Source organism: Marinobacterium iners (assembly GCF_017310015.1).
In the GTDB taxonomy this organism is placed as follows: domain Bacteria; phylum Pseudomonadota; class Gammaproteobacteria; order Pseudomonadales; family Balneatricaceae; genus Marinobacterium; species Marinobacterium iners.
Genome location: NZ_CP022297.1, coordinates 2,178,280 through 2,195,877, shown reverse-complemented (window position 1 = coordinate 2,195,877; position 17,598 = coordinate 2,178,280). Strand labels below are relative to the sequence as shown.

18 protein-coding genes and 1 pseudogene are annotated in these 17,598 nt (G+C 56.0%); 14 read left to right on the top strand and 5 right to left on the bottom strand.

Features of this window, described 5'->3' with window-relative positions; all coding sequences use genetic code 11:
• Positions 1–69 precede the first annotated feature (69 nt).
• The 7 genes and pseudogenes from dinG to CFI10_RS10530 all read left to right on the top strand — a co-directional run bounded on the left by dinG (position 70) and on the right by CFI10_RS10530 (position 7,289).
• Entirely contained in the window at positions 70–2,181 is a 2,112-nt protein-coding gene (gene dinG, locus CFI10_RS10560) for an ATP-dependent DNA helicase DinG (RefSeq protein WP_206834384.1), read from the top strand.
• 8 nt (positions 2,182–2,189) lie between these two features.
• Positions 2,190–3,512 (top strand): annotated as a pseudogene (gene rhlB / locus CFI10_RS10555) (ATP-dependent RNA helicase RhlB); the annotation flags it as partial.
• Between the two features lie 281 nt (positions 3,513–3,793).
• Complete coding sequence (locus tag CFI10_RS10550) at positions 3,794–4,006, top strand: hypothetical protein (RefSeq protein ID WP_091823153.1); 213 nt, start codon at positions 3,794–3,796, stop codon at positions 4,004–4,006.
• A gap of 45 nt (positions 4,007–4,051) precedes the next feature.
• Positions 4,052–5,083 (top strand): NAD(P)H-dependent glycerol-3-phosphate dehydrogenase, encoded by a 1,032-nt coding sequence (locus CFI10_RS10545; protein WP_091823150.1) that lies wholly within the window; start codon positions 4,052–4,054, stop codon positions 5,081–5,083.
• The gene (locus CFI10_RS10540; RefSeq protein WP_206834382.1) at positions 5,080–5,565 is read left to right on the top strand and encodes a SixA phosphatase family protein; all 486 of its coding nucleotides are present in this window, start codon (positions 5,080–5,082) and stop codon (positions 5,563–5,565) included. The genes CFI10_RS10545 and CFI10_RS10540 overlap by 4 nt, the downstream gene beginning before the upstream one ends.
• Complete coding sequence (locus tag CFI10_RS10535; RefSeq protein ID WP_242529960.1) at positions 5,552–6,400, top strand: alpha/beta fold hydrolase; 849 nt, start codon at positions 5,552–5,554, stop codon at positions 6,398–6,400. Before CFI10_RS10540 ends, CFI10_RS10535 begins: the two co-directional genes overlap by 14 nt.
• A gap of 31 nt (positions 6,401–6,431) precedes the next feature.
• Positions 6,432–7,289, top strand: a complete 858-nt coding sequence (locus tag CFI10_RS10530; protein ID WP_091823143.1) for a DUF4892 domain-containing protein — start codon at positions 6,432–6,434, stop codon at positions 7,287–7,289.
• Between the two features lie 28 nt (positions 7,290–7,317).
• Here the strand turns inward: CFI10_RS10530 and folE are convergent, their stop codons facing one another.
• The 3 genes from folE to CFI10_RS10515 form a co-directional block, all read right to left on the bottom strand.
• The gene (folE, locus tag CFI10_RS10525; RefSeq protein ID WP_091823808.1) at positions 7,318–7,857 is read right to left on the bottom strand and encodes a GTP cyclohydrolase I FolE; all 540 of its coding nucleotides are present in this window, start codon (positions 7,855–7,857) and stop codon (positions 7,318–7,320) included.
• A 99-nt stretch (positions 7,858–7,956) separates the two neighbouring features.
• Positions 7,957–9,021, bottom strand: coding sequence for a PilT/PilU family type 4a pilus ATPase (locus CFI10_RS10520; protein WP_206834381.1), 1,065 nt, complete (start codon positions 9,019–9,021; stop codon positions 7,957–7,959).
• 121 nt (positions 9,022–9,142) lie between these two features.
• Positions 9,143–9,718: a Smr/MutS family protein gene (locus CFI10_RS10515; protein WP_206834380.1), complete on the bottom strand. Its 576-nt coding sequence runs from the start codon at positions 9,716–9,718 to the stop codon at positions 9,143–9,145.
• Positions 9,719–9,788: 70 nt separating this feature from the next.
• On the opposite strand from CFI10_RS10515, the gene prmB reads away from it, so the two are divergent.
• The 7 genes from prmB (at position 9,789) to phaR (ending at position 15,557) form a co-directional block, all read left to right on the top strand.
• The gene (prmB, locus tag CFI10_RS10510) at positions 9,789–10,706 is read left to right on the top strand and encodes a 50S ribosomal protein L3 N(5)-glutamine methyltransferase (RefSeq protein ID WP_091823136.1); all 918 of its coding nucleotides are present in this window, start codon (positions 9,789–9,791) and stop codon (positions 10,704–10,706) included.
• 17 nt (positions 10,707–10,723) lie between these two features.
• Positions 10,724–11,815, top strand: a complete 1,092-nt coding sequence (gene aroC / locus CFI10_RS10505; RefSeq protein WP_206834379.1) for a chorismate synthase — start codon at positions 10,724–10,726, stop codon at positions 11,813–11,815.
• A gap of 281 nt (positions 11,816–12,096) precedes the next feature.
• Complete coding sequence (speD, locus tag CFI10_RS10500) at positions 12,097–12,594, top strand: adenosylmethionine decarboxylase (protein WP_175527570.1); 498 nt, start codon at positions 12,097–12,099, stop codon at positions 12,592–12,594.
• Positions 12,572–13,429, top strand: a complete 858-nt coding sequence (gene speE, locus CFI10_RS10495; RefSeq protein WP_206834377.1) for a polyamine aminopropyltransferase — start codon at positions 12,572–12,574, stop codon at positions 13,427–13,429. The genes speD and speE overlap by 23 nt, the downstream gene beginning before the upstream one ends.
• A gap of 63 nt (positions 13,430–13,492) precedes the next feature.
• Positions 13,493–14,647 (top strand): MFS transporter, encoded by a 1,155-nt coding sequence (locus tag CFI10_RS10490; RefSeq protein ID WP_206834376.1) that lies wholly within the window; start codon positions 13,493–13,495, stop codon positions 14,645–14,647.
• Positions 14,648–14,713: 66 nt separating this feature from the next.
• Entirely contained in the window at positions 14,714–14,968 is a 255-nt protein-coding gene (locus CFI10_RS10485) for a DUF6489 family protein (protein ID WP_091823124.1), read from the top strand.
• Positions 14,969–14,981: 13 nt separating this feature from the next.
• Complete coding sequence (phaR, locus tag CFI10_RS10480) at positions 14,982–15,557, top strand: polyhydroxyalkanoate synthesis repressor PhaR (RefSeq protein WP_242529959.1); 576 nt, start codon at positions 14,982–14,984, stop codon at positions 15,555–15,557.
• A gap of 53 nt (positions 15,558–15,610) precedes the next feature.
• On the opposite strand, the gene CFI10_RS10475 is transcribed toward phaR, so the two are convergent.
• Together CFI10_RS10475 and CFI10_RS10470 are read right to left on the bottom strand one after the other, a co-directional pair.
• Positions 15,611–16,681, bottom strand: a complete 1,071-nt coding sequence (locus CFI10_RS10475; protein ID WP_206834374.1) for an alpha/beta fold hydrolase — start codon at positions 16,679–16,681, stop codon at positions 15,611–15,613.
• Positions 16,662–17,561 (bottom strand): poly(R)-hydroxyalkanoic acid synthase subunit PhaE, encoded by a 900-nt coding sequence (locus CFI10_RS10470; protein ID WP_206834372.1) that lies wholly within the window; start codon positions 17,559–17,561, stop codon positions 16,662–16,664. The genes CFI10_RS10475 and CFI10_RS10470 overlap by 20 nt, the downstream gene beginning before the upstream one ends.
• Between the last annotated feature and the right edge of the window lie 37 nt (positions 17,562–17,598).

The following is a 17,598-nucleotide window of genomic DNA, read 5'->3' as shown; positions in this document are numbered from 1 at the left end:
CAAGCATTTTTCTGTTTATATATCCAGTATCTTGCTAGAATCGCCACACAGATCGGATGAGGATTGAGCGTGCTGAGCGAGGCGCAAAAAAAAGAGATCCAGGAGGCCTACAGTCGCTTCCTGAAGAGTCGTGGCCTGACTGCACGACCGGCACAGAAGCAGATGATCGCAGCCGTGGCGCGAACCCTTGCAGCGGCTGCTGTTCCACGCAGTGAAACGGATGATCTGCACCCCGCCGTGGGTGTTGTTGAAGCCGGAACCGGTACCGGCAAGACGATCGCCTATCTGTTGGCGGCCATCCCCTTGGCTCGGGCTCAGGAGTGCAGGTTGGTGTTGTCTACGGCAACCGTGGCGCTGCAGGAACAGCTCATCAACAAGGATCTGCCCGAAGTTGAAGCGCATACAGGCCTGCCAATGCGCTACCGGCTCGCGAAAGGGCGAGGGCGTTACCTTTGCCTGAACAAGGTGGAAGGCCATCTTGAACAGCAGGGCCTGCTGGGCCAGATGGCGTTATATGAAGATGAGGCAGCTGAAAAGCTGCCCGATGATGTGCTGCAACTGTATCAGCAGTTGATGGACAGCTATGCCTCAGGTCAGTGGGACGGGGATCGTGATGCACTTGCAGATGAAGTGGATGATGGCATCTGGCGGCCATTGACCAGTGATCACATGCAGTGCAGCAACCGCCGTTGTCTGAATTTCAGTGCCTGTCCTTTCTACCGGGCTCGTGACCGGTTGGAAGAGGCAGACGTGATTGTTGCCAACCACGACCTGGTGCTGGCCGATCTTGCGCTTGGTGGCGGAGCCATCCTGCCCGAGCCAGAAAAAACCATCTATATCTTCGATGAAGGACATCACCTGGCTGACAAGGCGAGTGGTCACTTTGCTTTTGGTGCAAGGCTTGAGGGCAGTCGTCGATTACTGAAATCTGCACAAAAGCAGCTGACTCAGTTGGTGACAGAGACCGGTTCACCGGTGCAATTGGCAGATCCGGTAGAGCGACTTCATCGTCCTTTTGAAGAGATGGGGCTTGCGCTTGAGCAGCTTGAGCTGCTGCTGCGGCCACTGTTTGCCGAGAGCGTCAAAGACCGCTATCGCTTTGCACAAGGGCGGGTACCCGACCCACTGCTGGAGCCCTGCTTCAGCCTTGGTCAGGCGGCCGACCGAGCGCAGCAGCATCTTGAGCAGGTCGTCGATTTGCTCAAGGAGGCGATGGAAGGTGGTATTGCCGATATCCCCCGTGCAGTTGCCGAGCGATGGTTTCCCCAAATTGGCAGTTTGTTGGGGCGTGTGCAGCAGATAGCGTGGCTGGCACATGCCTATGCGCGGCCGGACCCTGAAGGTAGCTCGCCCACTGCACGATGGATCAATCGGATCGAGAGTCCTGCTGGTGAAGACCTTGAGCTTAGAAGTGCACCTGTTTCTGCGGCTGATACCCTCTCGGAACACCTCTGGAAAGTCTGTCATGCTGCCGTGATAACCTCTGCAACATTGACGGCATTGGGTCGCTTCGATCAGCTGTTTTCAGCGTTGGGGCTGTCGCCACAAACATCGGCACTGCGTCTGAACAGCCCGTTTGATTACGCCAATTGTGGTGTGTTGCAGGTGCCGGCGATGCGAACCGATCCGGGTCAGCCTGATGCACATACCGATGAGGTACTGGAATATCTCAATACCGAGTTGAAGTCGGTTGCCGCGGCGCTGGTGCTGTTCAGTTCATGGCGCCAAATGCGCTCGGTGCTTGATCAACTCGACGAATCCATTAAAAATAGTGTGCTGGCACAAGGGCAGTACAGCAAGCAGGAAACGCTGCGCCTGCACCGCGAACGCGTGGATGAAGACAAACGCAGTATCATCTTCGGCCTTGCCTCCTTTGCGGAGGGGGTCGATCTGCCGGGGCGGTATCTAACCGATGTTTTTATCACCAAGCTGCCGTTCAGTGTCCCGGATGATCCGGTAGATGCTACCATGGCGGAATGGATAGAGCAGCGTGGTGGTAACGCCTTCACCGACTGGACAGTGCCGGCTGCCTCGATGCGACTGACGCAGGCCGTAGGGCGACTGCTGAGAACGGAACAGGATCGAGGGCGGGTGGTACTGCTGGACCGGCGTGTAGTAACGCGCCGTTACGGTCGACAACTGCTGGATTCCTTGCCTCCTTTCCGGCGCGAAATCAACTGACAATCTGAATGGATCCGATTTTGAGTACTGAAGAGAAACAGAGTACAGCCACGGCAACCTCAGAGCCCAAAAATAACAGCAATCGCCCACGTCGGCGCCGTCGTTCGCGCAAGCCGCGCGATACAGGTCGCCAGTCCGGCTGGAGCCCGGTCAAGTTCAATGTTCCTGTGGCTGAAGGCAAGCGCCGCTTCCATGATTTCGGCTTGCCGGACGTCTTAATGCGTGCGATTGCCGACTTGGAATTTCAATACTGCACGCCGATTCAGGCAGCGACGATCCCGCATGCGCTTAACGGTCGAGACTTGATCGGCAAGGCGCAAACGGGTACAGGCAAAACAGCGGCGTTCCTGATCGGCATTATGACCGACCTGTTGGACTACCCGCTGGAAAGCAATCGGAAGCTGGGTGAGCCGCGTGTTCTGATCATTGCGCCTACTCGAGAGTTGGCACTTCAAATCGCCTCCGATGCCGAGGCTCTGGGCAAGTATACGGATCTGTCCACTGTATCGCTGGTTGGTGGCATGGATTACGAGAAGCAGCGTAAGGATCTGGCCGCCAGACCGGTCGACATTCTGGTGGCGACACCGGGGCGCTTGATCGATTTCGTGCGCTCCCGCGAAGTTGATCTGTTCAATGTGGAAGTGCTGGTACTGGATGAAGCGGACCGCATGCTCAGCATGGGTTTTATCCCGGATGTCAGAACCATTATTCGCAGTACGCCGCGTAAGGGTGAAGAGCGGCAAACGTTGCTGTACAGCGCGACCTTTACCGACGATGTAATGCGACTGGCAGAGCAGTGGACGCACAATCCGGTCACCATCGAGATCGAAAACGAGCGCAAAACCACTGATAATGTGGCACAGAAGGTATTTTTGGTATCCAGTCATGAAAAATACCAGCTGCTGCGTAACTATCTGCGCGTCAATGGCATTGATCGTGCGATTGTTTTTGGCAACCGCCGTCATGAAACCCGTGCGCTGGCAGACCGGCTTTGTAAGGACGGTATCAAGGCAGCTCTGATGTCGGGCGAAATTCCTCAGAACAAGCGTCTGCGGACATTGGAAGATTTCCGCAGTGGCAAGATAGAAGTATTGGTGGCGACCGATGTGGCTGGGCGGGGTATCCATATCGATGGCGTTACTCACGTGATCAACTACCAGCTGCCCGAAGATGCCGATGATTATGTGCACCGTATTGGTCGCACCGGTCGTGCCGGCCTGAGTGGAACATCAATCTGCTTTGCCTGTGAAGATGACTCATTTCTGATCCCCGATATCGAGCGAGAAACCGGCGTCAAGCTCGAGTGTATACATCCTGATGCCGAACTGTTGAAACCACTGGCGGAAGTAGATCGAGATATTGCTGACAAGGCTGTACCCTCGCCGGAGCCGGAAAATGCTCAGGCAGAAATACAGGAGACGCCAGCTGATGTAGTCGCTGAAACCGCTGCTGATTCGGAGCAAGAAGCGGCTCAGGCACAGAATATGGCTGCAGACGACCCCCAGTCTGATGCGAGTGCGCAGGTCGATGCTACCGATGCCGCTGAAGCAGAATCAGAATCGGTAGCGGACAGCGAAGCCGAAGAGCAGAAACACTGAAAACGGACCGGGTCATGAGTGACAGACACAACCTGAAACGAATCAGTTCGGTGCTGGGTATTGTGCTCAGCGCCTTTTTTGCCGCTATTGCGGTGGCGGGCTACCAGCGAACCGGTGATCTCCTGCAGCTGTTTCTGTTTCTGTTGCTTGCAGGGCTCGCGTATGCGGTGGTCAAGCTGTTGTTCTTCGGTATAGGCCGACTGCTCGACAAGCTGGACCCTTCTTGATTGGATCGACCGGGGAGTGTAGCCACTCCTCTTCTAGGAGATAGCATGCAGAATCAGTCACCTGTTGCCGTTCTTGGTGGCGGCAGCTTCGGCACAGTGCTGGCAAACCTGATGGCTGAAAAGGGGCTTGATGTCAGGCTCTGGATGCGTAATGAACAGGCGGTTGACGAAGTCAATGCGCATCATCGCAACAGTCGTTACCTGCCAGGAGTTGATCTGGCGCCAGGGCTCAGGGCGACCACCGACCTGCAGGAGGCATTGAGTGGAACCGAAGCGATATTTATTGCCATCCCGAGTAGTGCCTTCAGAACAGTAGTGCGCCAGGCCGTGCCATTTTTGCGGCCGGAACAGCTTCTGGTCAGTACTACCAAGGGGGTTGAGTCAGTGACCTTCTGTTTGATGAGTCAAATCATTGAACAGGAGTTTCCGGGTGCCCGAGTGGGGGTGCTCAGTGGTCCCAATCTGGCTAAGGAGGTCGCCCGCAAGCAATTGACCGCAACAGTCATTGCCAGCACAGATGGCCTGCTTCGCGAGCGGGTGCAGGCTCTGCTCCATACATCCTTTTTCCGTGTGTACGCCAGTACCGATACCTACGGTGTTGAGCTTGGTGGCACTTTGAAAAACATCTATGCCATCGCGGCAGGCCTTAGTGCGGCCTTGGGTATGGGTGAAAACACCAAAAGCATGTTGATGACGCGCAGCTTGGCCGAAATGAGCCGATTTGCTGTAAGTCTTGGAGCCAATCCGTTTACCTTTCTGGGTCTGGCGGGGGTTGGTGACCTGATTGTTACCTGTATGTCACCCCTGAGTCGCAACTATCGAGTGGGCTACGCACTGGGCGAGGGCAAAAGCCTGGAGCAGGCGGTCGAGTCTCTTGGTGAAGTTGCAGAGGGTGTCAATACCCTGCGGATTGTCAAAGAAAAAGCGGAAGAGCTGGAAATCTATATGCCACTGGTCAGTGGTCTCTATGAGGTGGTGTTCAATGCGGCACCGGTGAAAGAGGTCGCGCGGGGCATGATGCTGAATGTGCAGAGCACCGATGTGGAGTTTGTATTGCCGCGACAGGAGCAGGGATGAAGCTGCTTTTGCTGCGACATGCACAAGCGGTAGCCGGTGGAGATCTTGATCCTGACCGGGTGCTAACGTCCGTGGGTGAGCGACAGGCGGCTGCCATGGCTTCTCGGGTTGTCAATATACTGCCTGGAGCCTGTATCGTTACCAGTCCATGGCGACGTGCGCAACAAACCGCTGAAATCATGGCTCAAGGGCTGGGTGCTCGGTTGGTACTGAATGATTCGCTGACAGCCAAGGGTAATGCTCCTGTAGCTGCGACAGCCCTTGAACCGTATTTCTCGGATCAAGGGTCACTCATTGTGGTCACCCATCAGCCGCTTTGTGGTCAGTTGATCAGCTGGCTTACGGACGGAAATCTGTATGGGCAGGTGGTATCGCCCTGCAGCGGTGCGCTGCTGGAGCTTGATTGGCCGGCTCGGGGTATGGCAAGGCTGCTGAACGGGTGTGATGGTGCCGTGCAGGGAGATGATCATGCAGGCAGATGAGCTCAGATTTGAAGTGAACGGCCATCTGATAGCGGCACGGGCAACCGGCCCTGAAGACGGGCTGCCTGTTTTGGCGCTGCATGGATGGCTGGATAATGCAGCTACTTTCAAGGCGCTTGAGCCGGCGCTTGAGGGTGTGCGATTGGTAGCGCTGGACCTGATGGGGCACGGTTTTTCCGACCATCGTCCCGCCAGCATGCCTTACTACATCTGGGATAACCTGTCAGATGTGGTAGCGGTTGCCGACGAGCTCAACTGGCAGACGTTTCATCTGCTGGGGCACTCCATGGGAGCCAGTATCAGCAGCCTTCTCGCCGGTGCCATGCCTGAGCGGGTCGAGAGCCTGATTCTACTTGAGGGGCTGGGGCCTCTGGTGGATGCACCGACAGATCTTCCGGAGCAGATGGCGCAGGCAATCCGTAGGCGCAGTCGTCGCAATCGTAAACCTCGGTTCTATGCCAGTATTGAAGAAGCCGTAGCTGCTCGGATCAATGGTCGCTTTCCGGTTGGGGAACAGGCAGCGCGCTGGCTGGTCGAACGTTCCATAGTCCATACTGCAAGGGGGGTTCGCTGGCGCAGTGATCCAGCCCTTAACCTGCCTTCCGTATTACGGATGAGTGAGGAGCAGGTAAGGGCGTTCCTGCTGCGTATCAGTTGCCCTTCACTGCTAGTGCTGGGCACCGAAGGAGTGGCAACCGATTTGACCCAAACAAGAGCTGGCTGCATTAATGGACTGCAACGGCTAACCCTTGAAGGAGGGCATCATCTGCACCTGGAGCAGGGTGTAAGCGAGACAATAGCACAGGCCATCAACCGTTTTTACGCAGCGCTCTGAACCCCGCGCAGCGCAGAGGAAGGAGCCAGGCATGAAACAGTATCTGAAGACGCTAGCGCTTTTATTGCTGGTTACCCCCGCGCTGCAGGCAGCCGAGTTTGAGATTCCTCTGCAGCTGAACCCTTTTCCGCAATCTCAGCTGATTAGCTCAGAGCAGCGACAGGAGCCAGACTATCGCCTGATGCTCAGTGGCATCATGAAAATTAACGGCCGGATTCGTACGGACCGTGATCAAAGGCTTCAGGCAAGCCTGTCACGTATGACCTGGCAGCTGCCGGATGGTTATGATCCTCAATCAGGGTTCAGTTTCTTGCGTGCCCAGCTTGACGACAGAGGGGCTCAGGTGATGTTTGAATGTTCTGGTCGCCAGTGTGGTCCGAGCAGTATCTGGGCAAATGACGTCTTTGGTCAGTCACGTTTGTACGGGATCGACAATACACAGTCTTATGTGGCCATGCGGCTGGATCAGGCTCACGTGGCACTCTATGCCGTACGCAGAGGAAATGGCCGAGTTTTTCTTCACATGGATGTGCTCGAAAATGAAAGTCAGACCATCAGCGACCCTGTAGCTGTGTTGGCACAGCAGGGTTATGTTGAGCTTCAGAACTGGCCTGAGTCGTCGGATCGAACCGTCGCTTCCGTGCTGGATATGATGCGGGGCATGCCGGGGCAGGAGTTGTGGCTGGTTGTGCATTGGCAGGGTCAGGACCTGGAGCTGACTCTGCGCCAGTCTCAAGAAGCCGCCGACCGTTTGTTGCGACAGGTGGTGGAGAAGGGAGGCGATGTGCGCCAGCTCAAGGCCAGAGGTGTTGGCAGTCTCGTACCTAGTGTGCTGGGCAGTCGACGACAGGTTGCGATCGTTGTAATGCGAAGGGGGAGTGGCCGCTGATATGGGCGGCCACCCCTGGTTTTTTGGGTCAGCGAATCAACGACAGAAACTCGGTACGGGTTGCCGGGTTTTCTCGGAAAGAGCCCAGCATCATTGAGGTTTTCATCATGGCGTTTTGCTTTTCCACGCCGCGCATCATCATGCACATATGCTGTGCCTCAATCACAACCCCAACGCCCGCTGCATCCGTAACTTGCTGAATGGCTTCGGCAATTTCTTTAGTCATGTTTTCCTGGATCTGCAGTCGGCGTGCATACATGTCAACAATGCGGGCGATTTTGGACAGGCCTACTACCTTGCCCTGAGGGATATAGGCAACATGCGCCTTGCCAATAAACGGCAGCAGGTGATGTTCGCACATGGAATACAGCTCTATATCCCGTACCAACACCATTTCACTGTTATCTGAGGAAAACAGGGCGCCATTGACGACCTCATCCAGGCTCTGGTTGTAACCGCGTGTCAGAAAGCGCATCGCCTTGGCAGCACGTGCCGGCGTGTCACGCAAACCGTCGCGGCCAATATCTTCTCCGAGCTGTTCTATGATGCTGGCGTATTCTGCTTCCATCTGCTGCATTCCTCAGGAGTGGGGCTGGCTTGGGTGAAAACCGGTTAAAATACCCGAACAGAGCACTCGGGTAAAGGCCGTTGCGCTGTGAGTTGGGGATCAGCCTCCCAGAAGCTTGAGTCTCAGTGACACATTGTTGCGTGAATCGGCGTTGTGCAGTGCCTCTTCGAGCGTGATTTTGCCGTCCTGATATAGATGCAACAGGTTGGCGTCAAAGGTGTGTGCGGCGCTATTGCTGCTCTGGTCAATGGCTTCTCGGATGCGAGAATACTCTCCACGGGCAATCAGTTTGGCGATATAGGGGGTGTTGATCATCACTTCAGTGGCTGGGATGTAGCGCTCGTTTACATCCCGGATCAGCCGCTGGGCCACGATCCCCTTCAGATTGAGTGACAAGTCCGTGTTGATCTTGTGCATTTCTGCTTCATGGAAGAAATTGACGATATGCTCCACAGCTTGAACGCTGTTGTTGGCATGCAGGGTTGAGATGCACAGATGGCCGGTTTCAGAGTAGCGAATCGCCTGTTCCATGGTTTCTCGATCACGGATCTCGCCAATCAGGATTACATCCGGGGCTTCGCGCAGAGCATTCTTCAGGGCATTGCTGTAGGACAGGGTATCGACACCCACTTCGCGTTGATTGATCAGGGATTTTCGGTTGGTGTGCAAAAATTCAATCGGGTCCTCGATGGTGAGGATGTGGCCGGTAGCGCGCTGGTTACGATATTCAATCATCGAAGCCAGCGAGGTTGACTTGCCTGAGCCGGTTGAGCCGACCAGTAGTACCAGTCCGCTGCGCAACATTACCAGACTTTTCAGAATCGAGGGCAGATTCAGTTCTTCAATGGATGGAATCTTGTGGCGAATCATGCGAATCACCAGTGCAACATCACCGCGCTGTCGGTAGACGTTCACCCTGAAACGACCGATATCGGGTACTTCATAGGCAAAATTCATTTCCAGCTCACGTTTAAACTGTTCCTGCTGATGGTTGGTCATCAAGTGGTTGGACAGTTCTTCAGTGGAGCCGGGGGGCAGTGGGGTTGTATCAACCTCACGCATACTGCCTTCAACCTTGATCTGGATCGGAGTGTGGGTACTCAGGAACAGATCTGATGCACTGGTATCGGCCATCAGGTTAAGATATTTGTGAAGATCGATCATCGCAGGTCCCAGCATCAGCATTACCGGCCTGCATGCCCTGAAGGCGGGGCGGCCGGAAATAAGAGGTCAGATTCACAACATCTGCATCATAGCAGAGCTTGTCCGGAAACGGAGGAAAAGCTCAGCTCCCCTTCTTGCGGAGCAGTACATAAACCGCGCCGGTACCTCCATCCCGTGGCTGGGCAGAGCTGAAAGCCAGTACATCGTGCAACTGGCGCAGCCAGTCGTTGACGCATGACTTGAGCAGGGCTGGCTGGCCGGGCTGAGTGTAGGCTTTGCCATGGATAATCAGTACGCAGCGCAGCTGTTGGCGCGATGCGTCTCGAATGAATTCGCTGAGTTCATCCCGGGCCGACTCGACCGTATAGCCGTGCAGATCAAGCCCGGCCTCCCAGGGCAGGTGGCCAAGTCGCAGGCGTTTAAGCAGCCGCAGCTGAACGCCGGGAGCCGCAAAAAGCAGCTCATCGGCAGAATCGACGATCTGGGAAGCTTCAGACGACAGGCCATCAATCACCTGTTCAACCTCCTGTTCAGCGGCCTGCCGGCGAAAGCGAGTGGCGCTGTCCTGTTTGCGTCGCAGCTTCAGCTTGCCCGCATCGGGGTCTACATGGCGATCGTGACGTATCCGTGTAACGCCCTGCATGGCAGAGTCGAAGTCGAGATCGTCGTCCTGCTCCTGGTCAGAAGGATAAGACATGGCGTTCAACGGGGGATTTCATTAACATAACCGGCCTGAATCAACATAATTCCGCATTATCGGGCGAGAGATGAATCCGGATCAAGTGGCGATTACTTCCGAACTGCATACCCTGCGTGATTATATCCGCTGGTCGGTATCGGCTTTCCATCAGCATCAAGTCTGGTTTGGGCACGGTCATGTGACCGCCTGGGACGAAGCCAGTCAACTGGTGCTCAATGCGGTGCATCTTCCCTGGGATACCGATCCTGTCGTGCTCGATGCGCGCCTGACCCAAACCGAAAAAGAACGCGTACTGGATTATGTGCACCAGCGAGTGGAGCTGCGGCGCCCTCTGCCTTACATCACGGGTGAGGCTTGGTTTATGGGATTGCCGTTTCATGTCGACGAGCGTGTGTTGATCCCGCGCTCACCCATTGCGCAGTTGATTGAGACCGGTTTTGAACCCTGGCTGCGCCCCGGGTCGGTTAACCGGATTCTGGATCTCTGCACCGGCAGTGGCTGTATCGGTATCGCCTGTGCCTATGCCTTTGAGGAGGCTGAGGTTGACCTTGCTGACATCTCAACCGATGCGCTTGAAGTGGCTCAGCGCAATATCGAACGTCATCAATTGGGTGATAGGGTGTCGGCCCGCCAGGGTGATCTGTTCGAGAACCTGCAGGGTGAACGATACGATCTAATCGTGAGTAACCCTCCGTATGTGGATGCAGATGACCTGGCCAGTATGCCGGCCGAGTATCAACATGAGCCGGGTCTGGCGCTGGGCTCTGGTGATGATGGGCTTGATATCACCCGCCGTATTTTGCGCGAAGCGGCCGACCACATGACCGATGAAGGCCTGCTGGTGGTTGAGGTCGGCAACTCAGAGGTGCATCTGATGCAGGCCTATCCCGAGCTGCCGTTGATTTGGGTCGAATTGGATGCCGGTGGTAACGGCGTATTTACCATTACAGCGGCAGAGCTGCGGGCTCATGCGGCGCTTTTATGAACCTACAGAGATAGCGTATGTCGGGTAACAGCTTTGGCAAACTCTTTACCGTCACTACTTTCGGCGAAAGCCACGGGCCGGCACTGGGCTGCATAGTGGATGGCTGTCCTCCGGGGATTGAGCTGAGTGAAGCGGATCTGCAGGCGGACCTGGATCGCCGCAAGCCGGGTACATCACGCCACACCACTCAGCGTCGTGAGCCGGATCAGGTGCGAATCCTGTCCGGTGTGTTCGAGGGCAAGACCACGGGCACTCCGATTGGATTGTTGATCGAAAATACTGATCAGCGCTCAAAGGACTATTCCAATATTGCCGAGACCTTCCGCCCGGCACACGCAGATTATGTGTATTCGCACAAGTATGGTTTTCGTGATTACCGTGGCGGTGGCCGTTCTTCGGCACGGGAAACCGCCATGCGTGTTGCTGCAGGCGCCATCGCCAAGAAAGTACTGGCTCAGAAAGGTGTGCAGGTGCGTGGCTACCTGTCCCAGCTTGGGCCGATCGCGATCGACATGAGTCGCTTCGACTGGAATGAGGTGGATAATAACCCCTTCTTCTCGCCAGATGCAGACGCGGCTGCACAGATGGAAGTCTACATGGATGAGCTGCGCAAGGAGGGTAACTCCATCGGTGCGCGTATCTCCGTGCAGGCCTCCGGTGTGCCGGTCGGGCTCGGGGAGCCGATCTTTGATAGACTGGATGCCGATCTGGCACATGCCTTGATGAGCATTAATGCGGTCAAAGGTGTCGAGATTGGTGACGGTTTTGCCGTGGTAAATCAGAAGGGTACCGAGCACCGTGATGAGATGACGCCTGAGGGATTTCTTTCCAATCATGCTGGCGGCATTCTGGGTGGCATTTCGACGGGGCAGGCCATTGAGGCGCATATCGCGCTTAAGCCAACCTCCAGTCTGCGTTTGCCGGGTCGAAGCATCAACGCTTCTGGCGAAGCGATTGAGGTGGTGACCAAGGGGCGGCATGACCCTTGCGTCGGCATCCGCGCAACCCCCATTGCCGAGGCGATGATGGCCATAGTACTACTGGATCACCTTCTGCGTGATCGTGGTCAGAATGGAGATGTTGAGACAAACCTTCCGGTGCTGAGCTGAGTCAGGTTTGTAACCCTTTGAGTTTAATGGAGCAATATTAATTTTTTCTGACTGCAAGCCGTTTTTTGCTTGAAATTTAAGCATAACGCGGTATAAATGCGGCAGAAATTCCCTACGTCCCAACCCTTTGGGGTGTGCGAAATCTGTAACGCGCTGAGAAGGTGTCTGAATATACGCCCTTCGACTTTTACTAGCGCTGCTGCAGGGTTCAGCGCAACCTGAGAGGTTGGGTTTTTGTTTTTATCTGTGCGCAAGCACAGGCTTGTCTGGAGTCACTCCCCATGCAAGAAGCGATTGACCTGGCGTCAGAAGTCAACGACCAAGAGGTTGAAGGCAGTGTTGCTGATTGGCCAGCCTACACACAGGGCGACGATGAAGAGCGTCTGGACTTTTTCATTGAACGCGACGGACACCGCTATGCCGGTACTCATCTGATCATCGATCTGCGCGGCGCTTCCCGCCTGGATGATCTTGAAGTGATGGAAAAGGCACTGCGTGAATCCGTAAAGGCTGCCAAGGCAACACTGCTGCACATTCACCTGCATCACTTTACCCCCAATGGCGGTATCTCGGGTGTGGCGGTGTTGGCAGAATCCCATATCAGTGTACACACCTGGCCGGAGCGTAACTTTGCGGCATTCGATGTGTTCATGTGTGGCGAATCGGAGCCGGCCAAAGCCATTCCGGTACTGGAAGCAGCCTTTGCCCCGTCAAAGGTTGAAGTTGAAGAGATCCTCCGAGGCAAGGTGAGCATTGATGACGACGACTACCTACGTTGAGAAGTTGTACGCAGGTTACGGTCAGAGCTTTACGCTGGATCAGGTGTTGTTTGAACACCGAACCGAACATCAGAAGCTGATCATCTTCCGTAACCGGGAGTTCGGTACGGTGATGGCGCTTGATGGCATTATTCAGACCACGGAGCGTGATGAGTTCATCTATCACGAGATGATGACCCACGTGCCACTGCTAGCGCACGGCGATGCCAGGCGTGTCCTGATCATTGGCGGTGGAGACGGCGGTATTCTGCGCGAGGTGCTCAAGCATGCCAGTGTTGAGCATGTCACTCAGGTCGAAATTGATCAAGCCGTGATCGATATGTGTCGTCAGTACCTGCCCAATCATTCCGCAGGCGCTTTCGATGATCCACGCGCCAATATCGTGATTGCGGACGGCGTTGAGTTCGTGAGCGAATGTCAGGAAACATTCGACGTGATCATCTCTGACTGTACCGATCCGGTTGGGCCGGGTGAGGTGTTGTTCTCCAGTCGCTTCTATGAAGGCTGCAAGCGTTGCCTGAATGAAGGCGGTGTATTTGTGGCGCAAAACGGTGTGCCGTTCATGCAACCGGATGAAATTCTCACAACCTGCCGGCGTCTGGGCCCCTATTTTGCCGATCAGACCTTCTACAATGCGGCAGTGCCCACCTATGCGGGCGGTGTGATGACTTTTGCCTGGGCGACGGATAATCCGGCGTTGCGTCAGCTTGATCTGAACACTGTTCAGATGCGCTATGAGGCCAGCGAGATTTACACCCGTTACTACAATCCGGCGTTGCATGTTGCCAGTTTTGCACTGCCGCAGTATGTTGTGACCGCACTGGATTCACTCTGACGCTCGCGTCAGACTCGATCTTCCAAGCCGGCCACAGTGCCGGCTTTTTCGTGATTTTGACCTATGCCTCATGTCCGCCTGTCCGGCTTCTATTTTTTCTATTTTGCCCTGTTGGGCACGCTGGTCCCCTATTGGACCCTGTGGTTGCAGTCGCTGAGTTTTGGCGCCACTGCGATCGGCTGGCTGATGGGCATACTCCATGTGTCGCGAGTCATAGCGCCCAACCTGTGGGGCTGGCTTGCGGACAGAACCGGACAGCGGGTGCGAATTGTTCGCTTCGGAGCATTGGCAACCTGGCTGATCTTCATCCTTGTATTCTGGCAGACCAGTGCACTGGGCATAGCGCTGGTGATGGCGGGCTTCAGCTTTTTCTGGAACGCGGTGCTGCCCCAATTTGAAGTGATAACCTTGGGCTATCTGGGTAAGGAAAAAGCCCGCTACAGTCGCATTCGTGTCTGGGGTTCGGTGGGCTTCGTGCTTGCAGTGGTACTGATCGGATGGCTGTTGGATCTCGTCGGCATTGCCGTGCTGCCCTGGGTGGTAATGGGGCTGATGCTACTGATCTGGCTCAATACGCTTATCATTTCCGCGCCTCCCGAGCGGCCTGCTCGACCAGGCGATGGCGGTGATGCGATCGGTGTCATTCTACGCCAGCCACAGGTGATCGCTTTTTTTGCCATCTGCTTTCTAGTGCAGCTCAGTCACGGGCCTTACTACACCTTCTACAGTGTGATGATGCAGGACTTTGGGTATACGCGCAGCGAGATCGGTTTGCTTTGGGCGCTGGGGGTGGTGGCCGAGATTCTGTTGTTTATCCTTATGCCGCGTTTGTTGCGACAATTCAGTCTGCGTCACATCATGCTGGTCAGTTTGCTGCTGTGCGTGCTGCGCTGGAGTCTGACCGCCATGCTGCCGGACTTGCTGCCGGTCATGCTGTTTGCGCAGCTGCTGCATGCGGCGACCTTTGGCAGTCTGCATGCGGTGGGGATTGCATTGGTGCAGCATTATTTCGGGAATGCAACTCAGGGGCGTGGGCAGGCGCTGTTTTCATCTCTTGGCTTTGGCGCTGGTGGAGCGGCGGGTGCGATTCTTTCCGGGCAGCTCTGGAGCAGCTTGGGGCAGTGGAGTTTTCTGCTGGCGGCAGCAGCGGCTGCGGTGGCTATTGTGTTGACATTGATCTGGATATATCCGGAAAAAGCGCAGCAAAGTGCGAGCTGAAGTTGTTTTGCACTGCAGTTGCTATAGTATGAACCTTAATTACGGGTCAGATCGGTTGGAGTAAACATGAACTTCAGAGTTGATATTGAGATGACACCGGAGGAGCTGCGTCGAGCCCTGGGGTTACCCGATGTGGCGAGCCTGCAGCAGGAGATGATTGCCAAGGTGCGTGAGCAGATGGAAGCGGGGGCGGAAGGTTATGACCCGCTCACGCTGCTTAAGCCCTATCTTAATAACGGTATCGGCTCGATGGAGGCTTTCCAGAAGCTGCTGTTCAGCATGATGAACCAGTATGGAAGCAGCAAGCGCGATACCGACTGAACGGAAGTGACGGATGAGTCAGAGTGGAACAGGAGAAGCGGCAGTGCGGATTCTGCGTAAATACACCAATCGACGCCTGTACGATACATCGCGCAGTTGTTACGTCACCCTTGAGGACGTGAAGCAGCTGGTACTCAGTGGCGAGAAATTTCAGGTTCAGGACTCCAAGACCGGCAACGACCTGACCCGCAACATTCTGCTGCAGATCATCAGTGAGCAGGAAGCGGAAGGGCATGGCACCCTGCTGACCAATCAGGTCCTGCAGCAGCTGATCCGCTTCTATGGCGACAGCATGCAGGGGATGATGAGTCAGTATCTGGAGCAGAGTATTGCCGCCTTCCTCGAGCATCAGGATCGGATCCGTGAGCAGATGCAGACCATGATGGGCGCAGCCAACCCGCTGACCATGATGGGGCGCTTTGCCGATCAGAATATGGCGGTGTGGAACATGTTTGCTCCTCGAGGCTCTGAAGCCACTGAAGAAGAGCAAACCGCGGACGCATCAGCCAAGACTGAAGCGACGCGGGAAACAGCCAAAACCGGCGATAGCACAAAGGCTGCGTCCAGCAGCAAATCAAGCAAGGCGTAAAACCGCTTTCGGCCTGTTACCTGCTTACCGGTTGCCAGCTTACCAGTTACTGATTAAAAGTCCCGCTGCCTGAGCCATTGTGCAATGGCGGTCGGGACCTGCTCCAGTGCCTTGCGTCCGGTCAGGGTGCCGATATGGCCCGCCTTGACCGTAAGTTCAGTGTAGTCGCCACTGCCGGTGATCTGTTTCAGTGCCGAAGCGGTTTCCGGCGGCACCAAATGGTCAGACAGGCCGAAGACATTGAGCAGGGGTTGTGTCAGCGCCTGCATCCTCAGCGTTTTCCCCGCCAGTTCAAACCCCTCTGGCTTCAGCAGGGCGTTGTCCCTGAAAAACAGCTGCACAAACTCCTGCAGCGCCGCACTGGCAAGATCCGGACAGTCATTGAGCCAGCGCTCCATCAACAGATAATTCAGTGCGCGCTCGGAATCACCGCTCAGCTCCTTGCCCGCCCGAAGCCGCTTTTCCAGCCCCAGTCGCATCGGCTTGAGTGCCTGATAAATTTCGTTGAGCAGCGGGCCTGGCAGGTTGCCGTAGGCGGCGCCCGCCAGTTCCAGATCGATATGGGCGGTCAGCCGTCCAAGTCTGAAGCTCGGTTGGGCGCTGTCGACAGGAGTCACCAGCGTAATTAGGTTGCGAACCTTATCGGGGTGCAAGGCGGCATAGCAGAGGCTCAACACCCCGCCCTGACAGATGCCGGCCAGATTCACTTGTTCCGCAGCGCTGTGCTGCAGCACCCGGTCCACGCAGCGGTCCAGATAATCCTCCAGATAGTCGTCCAGCTGCAGAAAGCGGTCGCTGCGACTAGGATAACCCCAGTCGATCAGGTAGACGGGAATGCCTTCATCCAACAGGCGGCGAATAAACGAGCGCTCGGGGCTGAGGTCCAGCACCCAGGGACGATTGACCAGCGCATAACAGATCAGCAGGGGGGGCTGAGTGCGCGAGCGTGTTGTGGGGTGATAGTGGTAAAGACGCACGCCATCGGCACTGAAAATTTCATCCCGTGCGGCGCCCTGGTGGCGGCTGTCCAGCTGACTGAGGTTGCTGATGCTGTCATTCAGATGTTGTGTTTGTGCGGCCAGTTGTTGGCGGGCACGCTCGGCATCAAGACTGATCTTGGGCATGGGTGTCCTTGTGATCGGAAGCGGGGGCGTGCACTGCGCGCAACTGCTGCAGCTCGCGCTCAAGCGTGCGTACCCGACGGCGCAGCTGATGATGGCGCAGGGCCAGTTCGTCATGGCGGGTGTCGGTTACCAGCCCCAGGGCCGAACAGAAGCGGTCGCGCTGCTGCTGCCAGCCCTGGCGCAGCGCCATGGCGGCGTTGCTGATTTCACCCAGGGCCAGGCTGTACTCTTCGCTGGCAATTCGTTGTTGGTACACCGACTCATAGCATTCGATCCAGAGTTGGTGCAGATGGTCGATATCGGTAACGGCATCCCGCTCAAGCTGTTCGCTCATCCGCTCCAGCGCAAGGGTATTGATAGCGCTCAGTTGAACCATGTAGGCGGTACGTGCCTGTTGAAAGCGCTCCAGCAGGCTGATGGACTCTCGCAGCTGACTGATCAGGTCGGGCCGGGTAAGCGGTTGCAGATTGGCCAGCAGTCCTGTCAGCAGTTGGGTAAACTGGTTCAGGCTGTCCTGCCATGGTGCCTGCTGCAGATTGAACAGGCCCAGCAGCATGCCGAGCTGTTCCGGCAGCTGCCAGCTGTGCAACACCCAGTCACGCGTCAGCTCATCCAGATGTTGCTTGAAGTGCTCAAGCAACTGTTCAGAGTCGATGCTGCCCTGTTCGGCCTGTTGCAGAAGTTCGGTGGCGAAGCGATTGAAACCGGCGCTCTGGCGGGTCAGTTTCAGCAACAGTTCGGCGTGTTCCTCGGGCAGTTGCCGGTCATTGACCTTGTTCAGTAGCTGCTGCAGTTGTTCCCAGCCTGGTTGCTTGCCGGTGGTGTGTTGCTCCAGTTGATCGAGCCACTGGCGCATGATGTTCAATAGTTGCTCGCTCACCTGTCAGGACTCCGCGTGGGCTGGAGGGGTTTTGATC